14 protein-coding genes and 1 pseudogene are annotated in these 16,206 nt (G+C 42.6%); 11 read left to right on the top strand and 4 right to left on the bottom strand.

Going from position 1 to position 16,206, the window contains the following annotated elements:
- Nucleotides 1-52: 52 nt before the first annotated feature.
- The 5 genes and pseudogenes from BV372_RS15465 to BV372_RS15445 form a co-directional block, all read left to right on the top strand.
- A pseudogene (locus BV372_RS15465) lies at nt 53-743 on the top strand (IS5 family transposase); the annotation flags it as partial.
- A gap of 723 nt (nt 744-1,466) precedes the next feature.
- Entirely contained in the window at nt 1,467-2,297 is an 831-nt protein-coding gene (locus tag BV372_RS15460) for a squalene/phytoene synthase family protein (protein WP_086687387.1), read from the top strand.
- A gap of 173 nt (nt 2,298-2,470) precedes the next feature.
- On the top strand, nt 2,471-3,937 hold the full coding sequence (gene hpnJ, locus BV372_RS15455) for a hopanoid biosynthesis associated radical SAM protein HpnJ (RefSeq protein ID WP_086687386.1): 1,467 nt from the start codon (nt 2,471-2,473) through the stop codon (nt 3,935-3,937).
- Nucleotides 3,938-4,117: 180 nt separating this feature from the next.
- Entirely contained in the window at nt 4,118-5,023 is a 906-nt protein-coding gene (gene hpnK, locus BV372_RS15450) for a hopanoid biosynthesis-associated protein HpnK (protein WP_086687385.1), read from the top strand.
- A gap of 3 nt (nt 5,024-5,026) precedes the next feature.
- The gene (locus BV372_RS15445) at nt 5,027-5,884 is read left to right on the top strand and encodes a ferritin-like domain-containing protein (RefSeq protein WP_086687384.1); all 858 of its coding nucleotides are present in this window, start codon (nt 5,027-5,029) and stop codon (nt 5,882-5,884) included.
- 22 nt (nt 5,885-5,906) lie between these two features.
- Here BV372_RS15445 and BV372_RS15440 read toward each other — a convergent pair whose 3' ends face one another.
- Nucleotides 5,907-6,278, bottom strand: coding sequence for a DUF2237 family protein (locus tag BV372_RS15440; protein ID WP_086687383.1), 372 nt, complete (start codon nt 6,276-6,278; stop codon nt 5,907-5,909).
- Nucleotides 6,279-6,586: 308 nt separating this feature from the next.
- On the opposite strand from BV372_RS15440, the gene BV372_RS15435 reads away from it, so the two are divergent.
- The 5 genes from BV372_RS15435 to BV372_RS15415 all read left to right on the top strand — a co-directional run bounded on the left by BV372_RS15435 (nt 6,587) and on the right by BV372_RS15415 (nt 9,920).
- Nucleotides 6,587-6,877, top strand: coding sequence for a hypothetical protein (locus BV372_RS15435; protein ID WP_086687382.1), 291 nt, complete (start codon nt 6,587-6,589; stop codon nt 6,875-6,877).
- A gap of 496 nt (nt 6,878-7,373) precedes the next feature.
- Nucleotides 7,374-7,835 (top strand): globin domain-containing protein, encoded by a 462-nt coding sequence (locus tag BV372_RS15430; protein ID WP_086687381.1) that lies wholly within the window; start codon nt 7,374-7,376, stop codon nt 7,833-7,835.
- 93 nt (nt 7,836-7,928) lie between these two features.
- Nucleotides 7,929-8,051: a winged helix-turn-helix domain-containing protein gene (locus BV372_RS15425; RefSeq protein WP_086687380.1), complete on the top strand. Its 123-nt coding sequence runs from the start codon at nt 7,929-7,931 to the stop codon at nt 8,049-8,051.
- A gap of 258 nt (nt 8,052-8,309) precedes the next feature.
- Complete coding sequence (locus tag BV372_RS15420) at nt 8,310-8,957, top strand: hypothetical protein (protein WP_086687379.1); 648 nt, start codon at nt 8,310-8,312, stop codon at nt 8,955-8,957.
- Nucleotides 8,958-9,482: 525 nt separating this feature from the next.
- On the top strand, nt 9,483-9,920 hold the full coding sequence (locus tag BV372_RS15415; protein WP_086687378.1) for a hypothetical protein: 438 nt from the start codon (nt 9,483-9,485) through the stop codon (nt 9,918-9,920).
- A gap of 240 nt (nt 9,921-10,160) precedes the next feature.
- Here the strand turns inward: BV372_RS15415 and BV372_RS15410 are convergent, their stop codons facing one another.
- The 3 genes from BV372_RS15410 to BV372_RS15400 form a co-directional block, all read right to left on the bottom strand.
- Nucleotides 10,161-11,183, bottom strand: coding sequence for a spore photoproduct lyase family protein (locus BV372_RS15410; RefSeq protein WP_143845135.1), 1,023 nt, complete (start codon nt 11,181-11,183; stop codon nt 10,161-10,163).
- A 162-nt stretch (nt 11,184-11,345) separates the two neighbouring features.
- Entirely contained in the window at nt 11,346-11,702 is a 357-nt protein-coding gene (locus BV372_RS15405) for a hypothetical protein (protein WP_086687376.1), read from the bottom strand.
- A 693-nt stretch (nt 11,703-12,395) separates the two neighbouring features.
- Nucleotides 12,396-13,958: a YcjF family protein gene (locus BV372_RS15400; RefSeq protein WP_086687375.1), complete on the bottom strand. Its 1,563-nt coding sequence runs from the start codon at nt 13,956-13,958 to the stop codon at nt 12,396-12,398.
- Between the two features lie 234 nt (nt 13,959-14,192).
- On the opposite strand from BV372_RS15400, the gene BV372_RS15395 reads away from it, so the two are divergent.
- On the top strand, nt 14,193-15,914 hold the full coding sequence (locus BV372_RS15395) for an ATP-binding protein (protein ID WP_086687374.1): 1,722 nt from the start codon (nt 14,193-14,195) through the stop codon (nt 15,912-15,914).
- Nucleotides 15,915-16,206: the final 292 nt, after the last annotated feature.

The following is a 16,206-nucleotide window of genomic DNA, read 5'->3' as shown; positions in this document are numbered from 1 at the left end:
CCTAAATCCTTGCATAGCCGTAACACACCCTACTTAATATTTACTTTATAAATGGTCTCTGAAAACAGGATGTCAATGGAATATGCTGCCAGCAGATTTTCCTCCTAGTTCAACTGTTTATAGCTACTACAGGAAATGGCAACGCAAGGGAGTTTGGGAAAAATTAAACCATACACTACGAGGACAGGTTCGTGCTCTCATTAGGTAAATCAACACAACCAACAGCGATAAGCCTAACGGCATGGCTTCGCTTACCGCCGCAGATAGCCAGTCGGTCAAAACGACTGAAAAAAGGGGGATGTGTACGGCTTTGATGGAGGTAAAAAGGTAAAAGGCCGAAAGCGGCAGACTTTGGTTGATAGCTTAGGACTATTGTTGAAAGTGGTGGGCAAGTGTTGCAAATGCCCCAGAAAGATTAATTGCTGCCTACGCAAGTCACGGAACTACTAGAGGAGCGTCCAGAATTACTGGAAAAAGTTGAAGTTATGTGGGTTGATTCCGGTTATGACGGTGATAAATTTGCGCTTTGCGTTTGGCTGATGATCCAAGCTCACGTTGAAGTCATACGCCGTACTGAGCAAGAATTTCAGGTTCTCCCCAAACGTTGGGTAGTAGAAAGAACATTTGGCTGGTTTAACCAGTACCATCGTCTCAGTAAAGATTATGAGCGTCTACCTGAAATGAGCGAAGCTGCCATATATGCTGTGATGACTCGTATAATGCTGCGTCGTCTTATAGCCTAAAGATTTACTTTATAAATGGTCTCTTATGGAGGTGTTCAATATTCCACAAAGTTCATTAGTCATTAGACCGTGGACTCCCAAAAACAACGTAGAGGAGATTCAAGAGTATTTTGTTGAGTGGGCAATACCCGCTCTTTTTATATTTGTTAGGTTTAATTTTTGGGAACTACTTCTTCTCAATCATCGTGATTGATATCTATACACTATAGAGACTTGCAGTAGTAGTTGTATTTGTCCACTCTCTTTATTCGTTACATTCCAGAAGCCGCGCTTGCTTAGACTATGGGCATTGATAGTTGCTGGGGGTTGTTATTATCCATTACAAGAGGCTTAATAACTTGTCTCTATGGATACAATAACTGTGCTATTCTAGTCCACTTCACAAAGACTTCAGGACTTTTACCCTTCTAAAATTTGCTGTTCATTACTAGAAAACTTTGCAGGTAATTACCCAAATTTTAGCATAATTGTTCATATCTACAGGAAAATTTTATGATAGCTATAGCATAATATCCCCTATCCATTTTTGTTACCAAAGCCTTATATACTAGACTAGACTTTAAGCAATTTGAGATTTTTGTTAATTGTGATACCGTAGACTATTAATTTTTAGAGGAAATCCTAGCGAAAATACAGTTCTTAAGGTTTAGTAAAAATTAGATCCAGTATCATCAAAAAAACTAAAACTTCATGTGGTGTGAAAATCAAGAGAGGAGTGAAAACATGGATTTACGTAGAGATGCACTGCAAATCCTAAAGGAAACTAGTAGAACTTTTTACATTCCAATTAGTCTTTTGCCATCGGGTTTACAAGAGGCAGTTGCATCAGCATACTTGTGTATGCGTGCTATTGATGAAATTGAAGATCATCCAGAACTGGATAACCCAACTAAAGCGCAGTTGCTACGAACAATTAGCTTGACATTACAAGCGGGGGTTGATGGTTTTGCAGTTGATGCTTTTTCTTTAGGATTTAATGGTTATGAAAATATCTTACCAGAAGTCACCCTTGGGGTTAGAGAATGGTCAATATTAGCACCTGAAGCGATCGCACCTCGAATTTGGGATGCCACCGCCGCAATGGCAGACAGGATGGCGCACTGGGCAGAAATTAACTGGAAAATTCAGACAGAGTCTGATTTAGATCGTTATACATTTGGGGTTGCAGGTGCGGTGGGCTTGTTATTGTCTGATTTGTGGGCTTGGTACGATGGCACGCAAACTAACCGTACTCAAGCAATTGGGTTTGGGCGGGGCTTACAAGCAGTTAACATCTTGCGTAACCACACTGAAGATTTGAAACGAGGGGTAGACTTCTATCCTGAAGGTTGGAGTGCAGCAAATATGCAGGAGTATGCACGCCGCAATTTAACGCTGGCAGATGCTTACACCAAAAGTCTTCCTGCTGGTCCAGCTTTAGACTTTTGTCAGATTCCGCTCACCTTAGCACATGGGACACTTGATGCCTTAGCCAACGGCAAAGAAAAACTCAGCCGGAACGATGTTTTGGCACTTATCAAGCAGTTTATCGATGTGAACATCAAAGCTAGCTAGTTTGTGAAGGCAGATGGCAGAGGGCAGAAGGCAGAGGGGAAGGGGGGAAGGGGGACAAGGGGACAAGGAAGATAAATAAGAAATGCCCAATGCCCAATGCCCAATGCTCAATGCTCAATGCCCAATGCCCAATGCCCAATTACTATTGACTATTGACTAAGGAGACATAATCAGTGAAGAAAACTTTGTTCCTCAGTCCTCCTTCCTTTGATGGGTTTGACGGTGGTGCGGGTTCGCGATACCAAGCCAAACGCGAAATTACTTCCTTTTGGTATCCCACATGGCTAGCGCAACCCGCCGCACTTGTACCAGGTAGCAAACTTGTGGATGCTCCACCACATGGTCAAACTGTGGAAGATGTACTGAAAATCGCTAAGGATTACGAATTAGTAATCATGCATACCAGTACACCCTCACTGGCGAATGATGTTAAGTGTGCGGAAGCGATTAAAGCTCAAAATCCAGACGTGCAGATTGGCTTTGTGGGGGCCCATGTAGCAGTCTTACCAGAGGAGACACTGCGGGATAATCCAGTTATCGACTTTGTTTGTCGCAACGAATTCGACTATACCTGCAAAGAACTAGCACAAGGCATACCTTGGGAAGATATAAAGGGTCTAAGCTACCGTGACCGATACTCTAACCTGCGTCACAATGAGGAGCGCCCCTTAATTCACGATTGGGATGCCATGCCCAGCGTCCTCCCCACTTATGCCCGTGACTTAGACATTAGCAAATATTTCATCGGTTACTTACTGCATCCCTACATTTCTTTTTACACTGGGCGCGGTTGTCCGGCGAAATGTACCTTCTGCCTTTGGCCGCAAACGATTGGCGGTCACCTCTACCGTCATAAAAGCCCAGAAGTTGTTGGGCGGGAGATGGAAGAAGCTAAAGCCATCTTCGGTGACAAAGTGCGGGAATATATGTTTGATGACGATACCTTTACGATAGACAAACATCGGGCGATCGCCATTAGCGAACATATGAAGCGGCTCAAACTCACATGGAGTTGTAACGCTCGTGCCAATTTAGACTACGATACCCTAAAAACCTTGCGCGACAACGGTCTGCGCTTGCTGCTTGTCGGTTTTGAATCTGGTAACCAAGATATTCTCAACCGAATTAAGAAAGGCATCAAGCTAGAAGTGGCGCGGGAATTTATGAAAAACTGCCACAAACTCGGCATTACCGTTCACGGAACTTTCATTATTGGTCTACCAGTTGAAACTAAAGAAACTGTAGAAGAGACAATTCGCTTCGCCTGCGAACTCAGTCCCCATACAATTCAAGTCTCAATTGCTGCGCCTTATCCCGGTACAGAATTGTACGAACAAGCCAAGGAAAACGGCTGGTTTACCAACCAGTCTTTAGTAGCTAACTCCGGTATTCAAACCTCAACACTGCAATATCCCACACTTTCTAGTGAAGAAATAGAGGATGCAGTTGAGCGCATGTACCGTAAATTCTACTTCCGTCCTAAGGCGATCATACCGATTGTGCGGGAAATGCTCACAGACAGGCAGATGATGGTACGCCGTCTGCGCGAAGGCGGGGAGTTTTTCTCCTACCTGAAAGAACGCCGCACTCAGCAGACTGCTGCACACGCACAATCTAGCCAAACGGCTGTTATTTCATAGAACTGGAAAGGACGAAAAAGCAGGGGAGCAGAGCAGCAGAGGAGAGTGTGGGGAGAGAGGGGAGTGTGGGGAGAAACGAACCACACTTTCTTTCGAGCGCTCCCCCCCATCTTCGCCATCCTCCCACACTTCCCACACTCCTTGTTTGCTCCATGCCCAATGACCAATGACAAATGACCAATGACAAATAACAAATCCCGTCGCTTCGCCATCATTAATGGTGATGACTTTGGCTTTTCTGTTGGCGTCAATCAAGCAATTATCCAAGCTTACGAACAGGGTGTGCTAACTAGTACCAGTTTGATGGTAACGGGAGATGCTGCCGAAGAAGCGATCGCCTGGGCACGTACTCACCCAAATTTGGCAGTTGGTCTGCATTTAGTACTGGTGTGCGGTCGATCTGTTTTGCCTCCTTCTCAAATTCCCCATTTGGTTGACTCCAAGGGTAACTTTTCAGATAGCCCTCTGGTGGCTGGATTACGCTATCAATTCCATCCTGCTGCTCGTGAGGAACTGCGGCAAGAAATCCGCGCCCAGTTAGAAAAATTCCGCGCCTCTGGGCTGTCCCTTTCTCATGTAGATGGACATTTACATTTACATGCCCATCCCGTAGTATTACGGTTACTAGTGGAATTGGCGCAGGAATTTGACATCCGAGTCATCCGTTTACCATCTGAAGAATTGGAAAAAACCCTAAAGCTTGACCGTCGGAATCTAATAACTAAATTAGTCTGGTCAGGAGTATTTGGGGGACTGCGCCGTTATGGTGAAGGTTTGCTGGCCTCTCAAGATATTAAGTTCGCAGAGCGGGTATATGGATTGCTACAAACTGGCTCCATGACTGAGCAATACTTACTTGGTCTCATACCCCAAATTCAGGCAGATCTGGTAGAAATATATTCCCATCCAGCAGTTATTACCCTTGGGGAACCTTTAAATGGACCATCAGGCTCAGGTGCAGCAGAACTCTCTGCGCTTTTGAGTAACAAAGTTAGAGATACGATTATTCAAAGTGGTTTTGAGCTAACGAATTACAATAAAGTCAGGTGGTTAAAAGAACATATACAAGCTGATTACCACCCTTAAAAAATGAAAATCGGTTCTGAATTTCACAAAGAGTTATTCTGCCGTAGCTTTATTGATAGCTATATTCAATATCAGCCAGAGCAACTACCTTGGCCAAAGCTAGAAGCAGTTGCTCTCGACCGTCTACGAAAAATTCCTTTTTGGGAAGAAGCCCTCAATACAGAATTGGCGGCTGGAGCTAAGATTAATGCCTACCTACCAATGATTAGCGATCCACTTCTGTATGAAGCTGTTGCTTTACAGGGAGAGGAAGAAGCCCGTCATGGTCGGCTGTTTCAATTCCTGATTCAACACTACGGTATAGAAACCTCTGGACAGGCTCCAGCTCAACTATCTGGTAATCCTGAGCAAGCTTTCATTGATTTTGGCTATGGTGAGTGTCTAGACTCATTTCTCGGCTTTGGGCTGTTTAAGATTGCCCGTCAATCAGACTTTTTACCAGAGCCACTGTTTAAAATATTTGATCTACTACTACAGGAAGAAGCCCGTCACATTGTCTTTTTTGTGAATTGGATTGCTTATGTACAGGTGAGTCGGGGACGAGGCGCTAAAGTTCTGCGGGGGTTATCTTCAGTTTGGAATTATGGTAGAGCAGCGCAAAGAATGATGGGTGTAGTTGGTAACAGTGCCCAGAGTAATAGCCAAGATTTTGCAGCAACTGAAGCAAGTGTATTTCTGGATAACTTTAGCTTGGAACTGCTGATCTCAGAGTGTTTAATGGAAAACGCACGACGCATGAGTGAATTTGACTCTAGATTACTCCAGCCTCAACTACTACCTGTGCTAGCTAAGAGCGCTCTGCGGCTTGTTACAGCCTTTTCTCAACACAATTCACGCTCAAATGAGAAAATAGCTTCTTAAACTCTTCCATGTGCAGAATCGTTTAGGAGCGAGAGAAAGCATGTTTTTGCAAATCCTCTAAATTACAGGCTTCCAAAGCTCTAGCATGGGTAGCTGAAAGGACGACTGGGGGAGCCACGCCAGCTTCTAGAGCTTCTTGCCAACGAGCCGCACATAAACACCAGCGATCGCCTGGTTTCAATCCCGGAAAATTAAATTCAGGAACAGGTGTGCTCAGGTCGTTTCCTTGCAATTTGGTAAATTCTAGAAATTCGGCTGTTACTTGGGCACAAACAACGTGCATCCCAAAATCCTGTCCACCTGTATTGCACAACCCATCGCGGTAATAACCAGTCATGGGAGAAGTGCAGCAAATCTCCAGATTTGTGCCTAGTACGTTTTTAGCTTCCGCCATAAATACCTCACCTTAAGTTCGCCAGTCTTGTTCTAGAGCTAAGCAATGAAATTAGTTTAGCCAATGAGTCAGAAGTTTATCATCTTTCCCTGACTGGAGGGGGCAGTATACACCACCTGATACGGTGTTGAAAATTGGACAAAAGAGGTAAATTTCTCCCTATAAAAAGCCAAAGTTTTCCATAGTCAGGATTTCATCTGCCAATAAATCGCTAATTCTGTACTTATCAATTCCGTATTTTCACAGTAGCAATAGGCTGTAACATCCGTTTAATCTGTAGCGAATATCTTTTGATGCCCTAAGACGTTGTGAAATCGATTCTTCAGACCTACTTAGAACAAGAAATCTGGATACTAATCAGAGATAAGTGGTATTTCGCCACAGTGATCGGAGTTTGGGATGATTTGTTGTGGTTTAAACATAGAACTTACAACAAAGACACAGAGGAAGATACTCTGTGGGAAATGATTGTCAAAATCAGTGAAGTAATTGCTATTGATAAAGTTAAGTCTGTTATGAGTAGAAAGCCAGACGTATTTATTTCACGACTACTCGAAACTGAGACAGGCACAGGAAATCATCCAGAGCATGAAAATTAACTAGCTGAATCAAAATACTTGCTGCTCTTTTGAGTAAATGACAAAACCTCAGGCAAGATAACGTATAACCATGTGATAATTAGCCTTGATCGAGTGGTTAATTATTACGGTTCCCTTCAGCAGGGAACGGGGAACAGGCTATAGGCAACGGTTTCCTGTTCCCTTGAATATAGAAATTATCTTTAATCCCAATCTACGTATGACAGCACACCCAGAAATTGTTTAGAATTTCTGGGTGTGCTTTGTGATGTGGATAGGTCAAGCGATACATCACATTTGAGCATTTATTGAGCATTATGGTTAACTCACCAAAATCACCTACAGGCAAGGCTAGAAAAGGTCAGTCATAAGAAAAGGCTTATATTACTAATTGGCAATGAAATAATAAATAGAGGATTATGTGGTTTTATCTCGCTTCTCTGAGATAGCTCATAGTCACTAATCAAAATCCCCACTAAATTGAAGTTAATCAAAGTATTAAGTGGGGCAAGAAAGTATGATTAGCCAACAAACAATAAATATTATTAAATCTACCGCACCTATCTTAAAGAAGAACGGTCAACAAATTACAACTCGGATGTATGAAATTATGTTCCATAACCATCCAGATATCAAAAAACAATTTGATATGTCTGCTCAAGCGAATGGTTCACAGCCGATGAAATTAGCTACAGCAATTTACGGTTATGCCAGCCAAATTGATAATCTTTCAGCTTTAGCATCAATGGTAGAAAATATTGCCCAACGTCATGTACAAACAGATGTTCTACCAGAACAATATCCGATTGTAGGAGAGAGTTTACTGCAAGCCATGAGTGAGGTATTAGGAGCAGCAGCTACAGAAGAGGTGATGGCAGCTTGGACAGAAGCTTATCAAGTTTTATCTGAAGTCTTTATTAATAGAGAACATGACATATATGTGGAGAAATTAGCCAACCAAATACCCCATTTAGCTTAGAAATTGCTTTTATATCTGGCAACCAAAAAGTTATAAGATTAGCAATAATCTGTGATAACTTGACCAACCGCACTGGCGATATAGGTAAATAACTTGCTCAAAGAACAACACGCGGTTACTCGGATAGTAGATGTGCATATTTACAGGTTGCGCTCGAAGTTAGAAAACGACCCCGACAATCCAGAATTTATTTTGACAGCCACAGGTAATGGATAACTTTTTCACAAGCTTTCTCAATCAGAGATTGAATGATGAAATTGTAGAAATCTTACAAATCGAAATTGATGAAATGCTTTGCATGTCTCGGCAGCGCACCCAATTGTTAGGGAGCAGCACGAAAGATGCATTAAGTAAATCGATAGGGGGATTGAGCTAAGTTTCGTTAGTTTGATGGATGTCTGATAGTGCTTAATTAAGTAAGATTGTTTATCTGAAAGTTGCCAATTAAAAACTTGTAGAGCAGACATAACACAAATGCCAATCATTCGCCAGATCTTATCAGAGCCGGATACCGGATTGCTGCCCTATCTTAATGGGCAACTGCAAACACCGAGCTTTTCAAATTTTAAAGCCCAGTTTGGCTTTCATGTAGACGAGTATTCTACTCAAGTTACGTCTAGTGATGATTCTTTAGAAATACAAACAAGACTTTTATTGACTCTCAATTTATCAATTGTTGTAGATAGCCAAACTCCTTTAGAGGAGGCGACGCTACACGCTCTTGAATTTCAAGAATTGCTAGATGCACAAATTATCCTTTGGAGCCAAAAAAACTCGCAATTGCTCGAACCCATTTCTGCCATTAAAGGCACACTTAGCCAGTTGTCAGAAATACCGTACCACGGTGGCTATCTTCCTGGTTTTGAAATTAGGAGCCAGTTGACGCTAACCTACAGTGCTGGTTCTGTACAACCAAAGCACGCAAATGATCGTAAACAACATCCATCCTCTTTGTATAGTCCAGGCGATCGCACTCCCGTTAGCGGGCAGTACGAACTAATCAATCCTGATGGGGAAGGTACAGGGCTAGAGGTAACATCAACCGCAGGACATCCGTTTCCACCAACACGTGAAGTTGATCAATCATATAAATTAGTTAACCCCACAAAGCATAAAGCGTAATAACTCGACTTCGCTTTTGAGTCAAGTACGGGCGAAGTTTCGGTTTTTGGGAAGTCACGCCATAACCGCGCTATTACTGCTTATATTAATATCTTGTTTTTATTGTGCTTGCATGATCTAGAAAAAGCACCAGTGGCTTGTATCGAATGGACACGTTAAACAATAAGCAAAGTTGATAGTCTCAAGATGACTAGTTATATTTCACTTATCATTCACCAATAGGGTAGAGAAACACAAAATCTCTGCTCTATTTTTTGAGCATCTTTAAACTATGACTACTGTGTGTTAAAGAATATTCAAAATACATCATTCACCACTGAGTAAAGTCACTTTGAGAATTATTTGAGCATCTAAGGTATAGTAAAAACCGAAACAGTTGATTTTGCGTTACCTTGAAGAATTGTTTAGAATTTCTGGGTGTGCTTGGTAAGCTTTCAGACTTCCTGCGCTATTTTGTAATTTCCTGTTCGTTGGCAAAACTGATTGAATTGAAAATTAAGCATTTTAACAATAAGGAGGAGTGAAATGGGACTGAGTGAAGAACTCTTGAACTCAAATAAAAAGGAGCTGATTGTAGATGACTGTTGCACAGTGATAGAAGCACAACTCGCTTCCAAATCTGGCATCAGTGGCATAGCTTTAAAAACTGCCTTCGCTGCATTGAAGGGGGTTAAGCCTGGATATATTCCTTACGTTGTCGAGCAGCTTCTGCCACAGTGCTTCGTAGCACTCGATCCTATCTGGGATGAAGGCGTGCAGAAGGGCGATCCCGTAGAGCACTTGGTTGCGAGTCGCGATCGCACTGCTGACGCATTACTCAGCGTCACCGATGAGAGGGTAAAACAAGCCAAACGCCCAATTGTGCGTGGAACATACGAAAAATTTCGTGGTTCAGCCAAGCAACATGTCGAGGAAGCAGTGCCAGACTTAGCAAAGGTAATAGGTAAGTATACCCAAGAATGATTAAACGCGTAGAAGCTCTGCTTCTTGTCGGCAGACATCGCCTGGTCGTGCTGCCAAAGTAGTTGGAAAAAGTAAGTCTATCTTAACCATCGAAAAGCCCCAACGCTTCATTTCCAAGAGCTTGGAGTTATAAAGATAGGTAAAAAATAAAACACCCCTATGCCAGAAATCTCGCACTAGCGGGGTCAAGGCAAAGGGGTTAACAGAATTTCCTACAATATCGATTAGGTAAAAAGTTATCTAAGTCCAATATAAAATCTCAGCATTTGGAAAGCGCCGTTGAATCTCATCCTCAAAAAACCGCTTCATTGTCTTCATTGTGTTAGCGTCGTAGACATATTTTATGCCGCCAAACTTATTGCGTTTAACATTGCGTTTTGCTTCATCCATGTCTAATTTTGATTGCGGATACCATGTCTGCAACACCTCTTTTGACCCTGGTGTAAAGCGGTGCGAAATTAACTCAAAAGTCAGGTCACAGTTCATATCTAGCGCTTCGCTAATCAAGTCAAACAATCGACCATAGTGCATCTGCCAATCATCTACAGGCATAATTGGCGCGATTACCAGTCCTACTGGATACCCACCCCCGCCGCGCTCTTGGGGTAAAGCCAATCGCCGCAAAGCTTGTAACCTTGATGCTACCGACGCCGTACCACCTTCAAACCTAGCGGAAATGGGTATAGCATTAACGCTCATCCGGCAGCGAGTATGACCGTTGTGAGGTAAGTTGAGTAAGCTATCTACCGCGTCAAATTTTGACACCCAACGTAAATGTGCATCACTACGGCTGCCAAAGTAACGGATACACTCAGCAAGGCTACCTGTAAGATGCTCAATACCTAAAGGGTCAGTATAGCAGCTAACTTCATAAGTTGTGGCTTGTCCTGGGCGCTCGTAAGCTGCCAAGTTTTCTAATATCTGTGGCAAGTTAGCAAAGGCGCGGATAACTGGCGGACCAGATAAACTACCAGCCAAATAACAGTATTGGCAATGTGCGGGACAACCCTCAGCCAGATGAAATTGCCAATCAGCAGACGGTGGGATAGGACTCAGCTTGAAGTGGCTAGGCGGTGCATTCACAACTGCAAGAGTACGCTTGGCAATATTATAAGTCTCACGCTCGTCTTCACCTCGCAAACCTGTCAGGCGATTGCGTGATAACTCTTCTATTGGCAGGTTAAGTGACTGCACACGCGCCAGAATTTGCTTTCCCCAAGGCTCATCTAGAGCGGCTGGTGTAAACATTACTCGTTCAGGCATCCACAACTTTGATGGTCGTGTTTTTGTCTCTGATACCGAAACCTGCTCTGTAACTGTATTCAGCAATGTTGTTCTCCGTTATTGATGAGAGTTTGCCGTTGAGGGAATAGGTAATAGTCTCCTATTCCCCATGAAAACTGCTGAGCTTGCTGATATCTGCAATTAATTTTCTATAACTTGCCGAATTCGTCGTTCCAGCAAATCCAAATCTAAACTACCTTCATCACGACTAATTCGCCGTACAGTTGAGTTAACGTTGCCTAAGTCTGCTAATAAATCCTGAAGAATTTCTTGCTGCTGACGTGCCTGGGTAACTTCTCGCGGCTCTTGGACTAAATCCCGCACTATAGTATCTTCAGCTCTTGAGGCAATAATTGGGTTACTTTGTCCTTCAAGGTGAACCAAGGTGCGCCGCCCTGGTCCTCGCTCTTCTTCAATAGGTACAAGTGCTGTTACCTGATCCGAGCGAACATACTTACCAAATCCTAAATGGACTAGCACTGATGACTGTATTTTCATTATAAAAATATCTTTGTGACTTATCTCTATTTTAAAATTTTTTCTAAAAACTTTTTAGCTCTAACTAGAGCGGATTATGCCCATTTATAAGTAGTATTCCCCTATTGTAATATTCATATTTTTTGTCTAGGTTTGGCAGTGCCAGCCTGGGGCTAAATAAAATGCAAAAATATTATGATAAATATAAAAAATTGAGCTACTTCTATGTGCGTACTTAAAGTATTTTTACAAATGATAGCAGATTGATTATTCAATATCTTGTATCAAGTCCGGTTGAATACAAGTCAATTGCGACCGTAGGGAAGCAATCCCAACAACCTTGCGATTGCGTCGTTTCACTCCGTTCCACTCGCAATGACATATTAAGGGTGATTGACAGGACATCATATTAGCTGGAGAAAACGACTAATTCCAGCACTCAAATTGACGAGTTCGGATTTTGATCTAGATTGAGAATGCAGATAGATCAAGATTAGAAGCATTGCTGTTTTGATTGACAAGCATATATACTTGTTGTTAACAAACACTACAGTAAATATCCCTCACAATCAAGTCAAAAATGCTTTTATCAAAGATAGATGGGTGATTAATGATGACTAAGCTACCCTGGAATCTAAAAGCTTGCGTTTATATGTAAATGTGTTAGACAAATATCGCATCTATTCCATTATCTCTCTATCAATTATCTAAGCCCTAATCTCTACTTTCTAACTCCTCCTTTTGCTCTTCAATCACCTCAGATCTATCTGTTAATGGCTTGACTACCCGCGCGATCGCTTCCTGCACAAAAGCCTTAATAAATTCATCCCGGCGATTAATTTGAAACTGTCGCTGTACAACTTCTGTCATCCCACCATCGCCCCAATCTTGATCATGGCGAAAATATTCAATAAAACTTTTACCCGCAATCCGCGTTAAATAAGCCGCTGTCACGCCTTGAATTGCCCGACCAACAATAAAAGTGGCAGGATTAGTTTGCAAAGCTGTAGAAAGTAATTGAATTGCTCCTTTGACAATTCCCAAACTAGCAAGGGTTTTCGCTAAAGATAGGGCTAACTCTCGCCCCCGTTCCATGTTCAGTTCACAGCCGTAGATTCTGCCAATTTCTACTACCATTTGGGCATTTACAGCAGCTGTTGCCAGTAAATCTACGACTGGTAAAGGCATGACTGATACCACACCAGCGCCAATCCACTGAAATCGCTCGACTATCTTATCTGCTTGGCGGCGACGTTGAGCGTCGATGAGTTTGCGAGCTTCTTCTCCCAAGCGCAGAGATTGTAACAGAATATTATCTGCCACTAAATCTTCACCCTCAGCTCTTAAAATTGCCGCCATCCGCCGCAGTAAGGGCACAATATCCGGTTCTGGCTGAAAAATTTCGCCAGTTTCCAGTTGGGCAGTTTGGGGGTTAGCGGCGATCGCCACAACATCATTAGGCGCAATAAATCCCCGCACCCGTTGACGCAACCTTGCCAGGATCGATTCCTTATTTTCGTCTGTGTATAAATCAGTCTTATTGAGAATCAACAGCGATCGCTTACCAATTTCTGCCAAACCCCGCAGTGGCTCATATTCCGATCGCCGTAAATCATTATCTACCACAAACAACAGTAAATCTGCTTCCGTTGCTAGCGCCCGCGCCAGTTGTTCCCGTTCTGTTCCCGCCACCCCTGCTTCTAAAATCCCTGGTGTATCGGTAATTAAAATTTTGCGTTCTAATCCCTTCAACCGCAGACAATAAGTTTCTCCTACTTGAGTTGTGCCCATCGGTGCGTCAACTTGTCCCACCATGCGCCCCATCACAGCATTTACTAGGGATGTTTTACCAGCACTCCCCGTGCCAAACACGACGACTTGAATTTCACCCCGTGCTAAATTGACTTCAATCTCCCGCGATCGGCTGAGTAAAGCTTGCTTAGCTACTTCATCTTGAATTTGTGCAACCTGCTGCCGCACAGCTTGTAACGTTGAAGAAGCCGCATCAGATTTGACAGCCGGAATTTGTGCTGGCGTTACACGCGGACGCTTGCGTCGGGAACGTTGCTCGCCTGCTTGCAGCACCATCACATAATAAACAAAGGCTGCAACCAAGCCGCCGATCAGCACAACCAACAGCAGCAACAGCAAATTGCCCAGCAGCGGGGAATAGGACAACTGCCAGTAGAGGCGTGAAAGGGAGTCAATCAGCCACAGGCTTAGCCCCAAAATAACTATCAGACCAACAATCAGCGTGACTATGCGTGACAGAGGCATGGCGGGTATTTAGTAGGCGGATGCTTCTAATCTTAATAGTTTCAGTGTTTTTCACCAGGGTAGACAAAAGCAACCTTTGATAAACTGAAAACGCATTTGGTATCAAATTTACAGAAAAAGGCACAGAAGTTACTGCCATAGCAGCAAGTAAAAACTTACCAAATAGCTATCAGGGTTGGGTTTCAGGTTTATCAACAGCAAAAGAATTGTGTCTGACTTTTGGAAAAGGCGACCATGACAGAAATATCTGTACAAAAATCCTCTAACTGGCTTAAACAATTATTCTATCGATTAAGTATTCGGCAAAAAATCGTCTTTGGGTATGGTCTGGCTTTGGGAATTGGGGTTGTAGGAATAACCATAGGATTGGTCATAGGCGATCGCTACTTCCAAAAAGCTAGATATCAGATGATGTTGGCGGATGAGGAGGGAGGTTTGTTAAGTACTTTACAAGGAAAAATGTTAGGAATACAGACCCACCAGCCAGAAATACTAACTCTGTTGCAGCAGTCGCAAGCAGTGCAACAGCAAACATCTGATCTTCTAATGGATATAACGGAAGCTGAAACTGTAATTTCTCAGTTGCAGGAATTGAGCCAAACCAGTTCGGAAGCGAATTTGCAAGCTTTACTGAAGAAGTATGATACTACTACAGTAGTATATTTATCCCAACTCAAGGCGCTGTGCCAACAAATTTCGTCACTCAATTCAAAGCCAGAGCAATTGGCGAAAGCGCAGCAATTAATTTTAGAATTTAGCACCAGTCAGACTGCAAAGAAATTTTATCAATTTGCCCATGAGTTAACCGAATTTGCCAAAACAGTACGAGAACGCCAAGAAGCAGCCGATACCGCCCAAAATCAGGCTGCGGTGATCCAAGCTCAGATTATTGTCGGTAGTATCCTGCTGTCAGTGGCGATCGCTGCTATCCTCGCTTTGTCTATCAGCCGCATTATCGCTCGTCCGATTAATGCAGTCACAAATGTAGCGCAGAAAGTTACTCAAGAAGCCAATTTTGACCTGCAAGCACCTGTAACGACAACAGACGAAATAGGTGCATTAGCTAGTTCTCTTAACCAACTCATCCAACAGGTAAAGCACCTTTTAGAAGCACAACAAGCTGAAGCCCAAGCACGACTAATTCAAAGTGAAAAAATGTCCAGTTTGGGACGGATGTTAACTGGCGTTGCCCATGAAATTAATAATCCAGTAAACTTTATTTCTGGCAATCTTGTACACGCAAAAACTTATATTGATGATTTGTTAGCCCTACTACAAACATACCAAGCTGAAGTTCCCAATCCTCCCGATGCAGTACAATATTTAGCAAAAGAGATTGATTTAGAATTTCTGGAAGCTGATTTGCCAAAACTCTTCAATTCTATGGAAGTTGGGGTTGATCGCACCCGCGAAATTGTCCGAAGTTTGAAAGATTTCTCTCGTTTAGATGAGGGTGACGCGCAGTTGGTAGAAATACATCCTTGTATCGATAGTACATTGTTGATTTTGAACAATCGCTTGAAAAAAGGTATCAGCGTTATTCGCAACTATGGGGAGATTCCCGCAATTCCAGGTTATACAGGTTTACTTTATCAGGTATTTATGAATATCCTGAGTAATGCGATCGATGCTGTAGAGGAAAAATGGGCTGAAAATTCCTTATTTAAACCTGAAATTACCATCATCACTGAACGCTGGGAAGATAATTTTGTAGTTGTGCGAATTGCAGATAATGGGCCTGGGATTGCACCAGACACGCAACAAAAAATATTTGAAACATTTTTCACAACTAAACCACGAGGTATTGGTACAGGCTTGGGTTTAGCAATTAGCTATCAGATTGTAGTAGAAAAACATCAAGGTAAAATTACCTGCCAATCTGAATTAAATCAAGGTACAGAGTTTGCGATCGCTTTGCCCACCGGAGGTATCGCTCTCCCCATCTCTCATGCTTAATAGAATACACATAGCAGCAAAGAAGCAGCTTTTCCCTTAATTAAGCATTCATATTTATTTACAATAATTGATAAAACCTCTAAGCTTCACCGCGCAAACTTCTGCGCCCGTTTAAAAACATTTAGGACTCTATTTCATACATCGTAAATTAGAATCAAAGACCGATAACACGTGAATCTTATCGAACAGGAAAAGACTGCTAGCAAAAATCCGAATTAAGATAAATAAGTAACCACAGATAAATATCTGTGTGCATTTGTGGATAGCGATATCAGCTGAACACCTGAGTAAA

Origin of the sequence: Nostoc sp. T09 (genome assembly GCF_002154695.1) — a bacterium.
GTDB lineage: Bacteria > Cyanobacteriota > Cyanobacteriia > Cyanobacteriales > Nostocaceae > Aulosira.
The sequence above is the reverse complement of the archived record's forward strand: the minus strand, read 5'-3'. Positions and strand labels throughout refer to the sequence as shown.

Excerpts from the sequence above, each read along its gene's own strand:
- BV372_RS15445 (WP_086687384.1), top strand. The coding sequence starts at position 5,027 with ATGAAAATCGGTTCTGAATTTCACAAAGAGTTATTCTGCCGTAGCTTT.
- BV372_RS15405 (WP_086687376.1), bottom strand. The coding sequence starts at position 11,702 with ATGAAAATACAGTCATCAGTGCTAGTCCATTTAGGATTTGGTAAGTAT.
- BV372_RS15395 (WP_086687374.1), top strand. The coding sequence starts at position 14,193 with ATGACAGAAATATCTGTACAAAAATCCTCTAACTGGCTTAAACAATTA.
- BV372_RS15410 (WP_143845135.1), bottom strand. The coding sequence starts at position 11,183 with ATGCCTGAACGAGTAATGTTTACACCAGCCGCTCTAGATGAGCCTTGG.
- BV372_RS15460 (WP_086687387.1), top strand. The coding sequence starts at position 1,467 with ATGGATTTACGTAGAGATGCACTGCAAATCCTAAAGGAAACTAGTAGA.
- BV372_RS15400 (WP_086687375.1), bottom strand. The coding sequence starts at position 13,958 with ATGCCTCTGTCACGCATAGTCACGCTGATTGTTGGTCTGATAGTTATT.
- hpnK (WP_086687385.1), top strand. The coding sequence starts at position 4,118 with ATGACAAATAACAAATCCCGTCGCTTCGCCATCATTAATGGTGATGAC.
- BV372_RS15420 (WP_086687379.1), top strand. The coding sequence starts at position 8,310 with ATGCCAATCATTCGCCAGATCTTATCAGAGCCGGATACCGGATTGCTG.
- BV372_RS15415 (WP_086687378.1), top strand. The coding sequence starts at position 9,483 with ATGGGACTGAGTGAAGAACTCTTGAACTCAAATAAAAAGGAGCTGATT.
- BV372_RS15430 (WP_086687381.1), top strand. The coding sequence starts at position 7,374 with ATGATTAGCCAACAAACAATAAATATTATTAAATCTACCGCACCTATC.
- BV372_RS15440 (WP_086687383.1), bottom strand. The coding sequence starts at position 6,278 with ATGGCGGAAGCTAAAAACGTACTAGGCACAAATCTGGAGATTTGCTGC.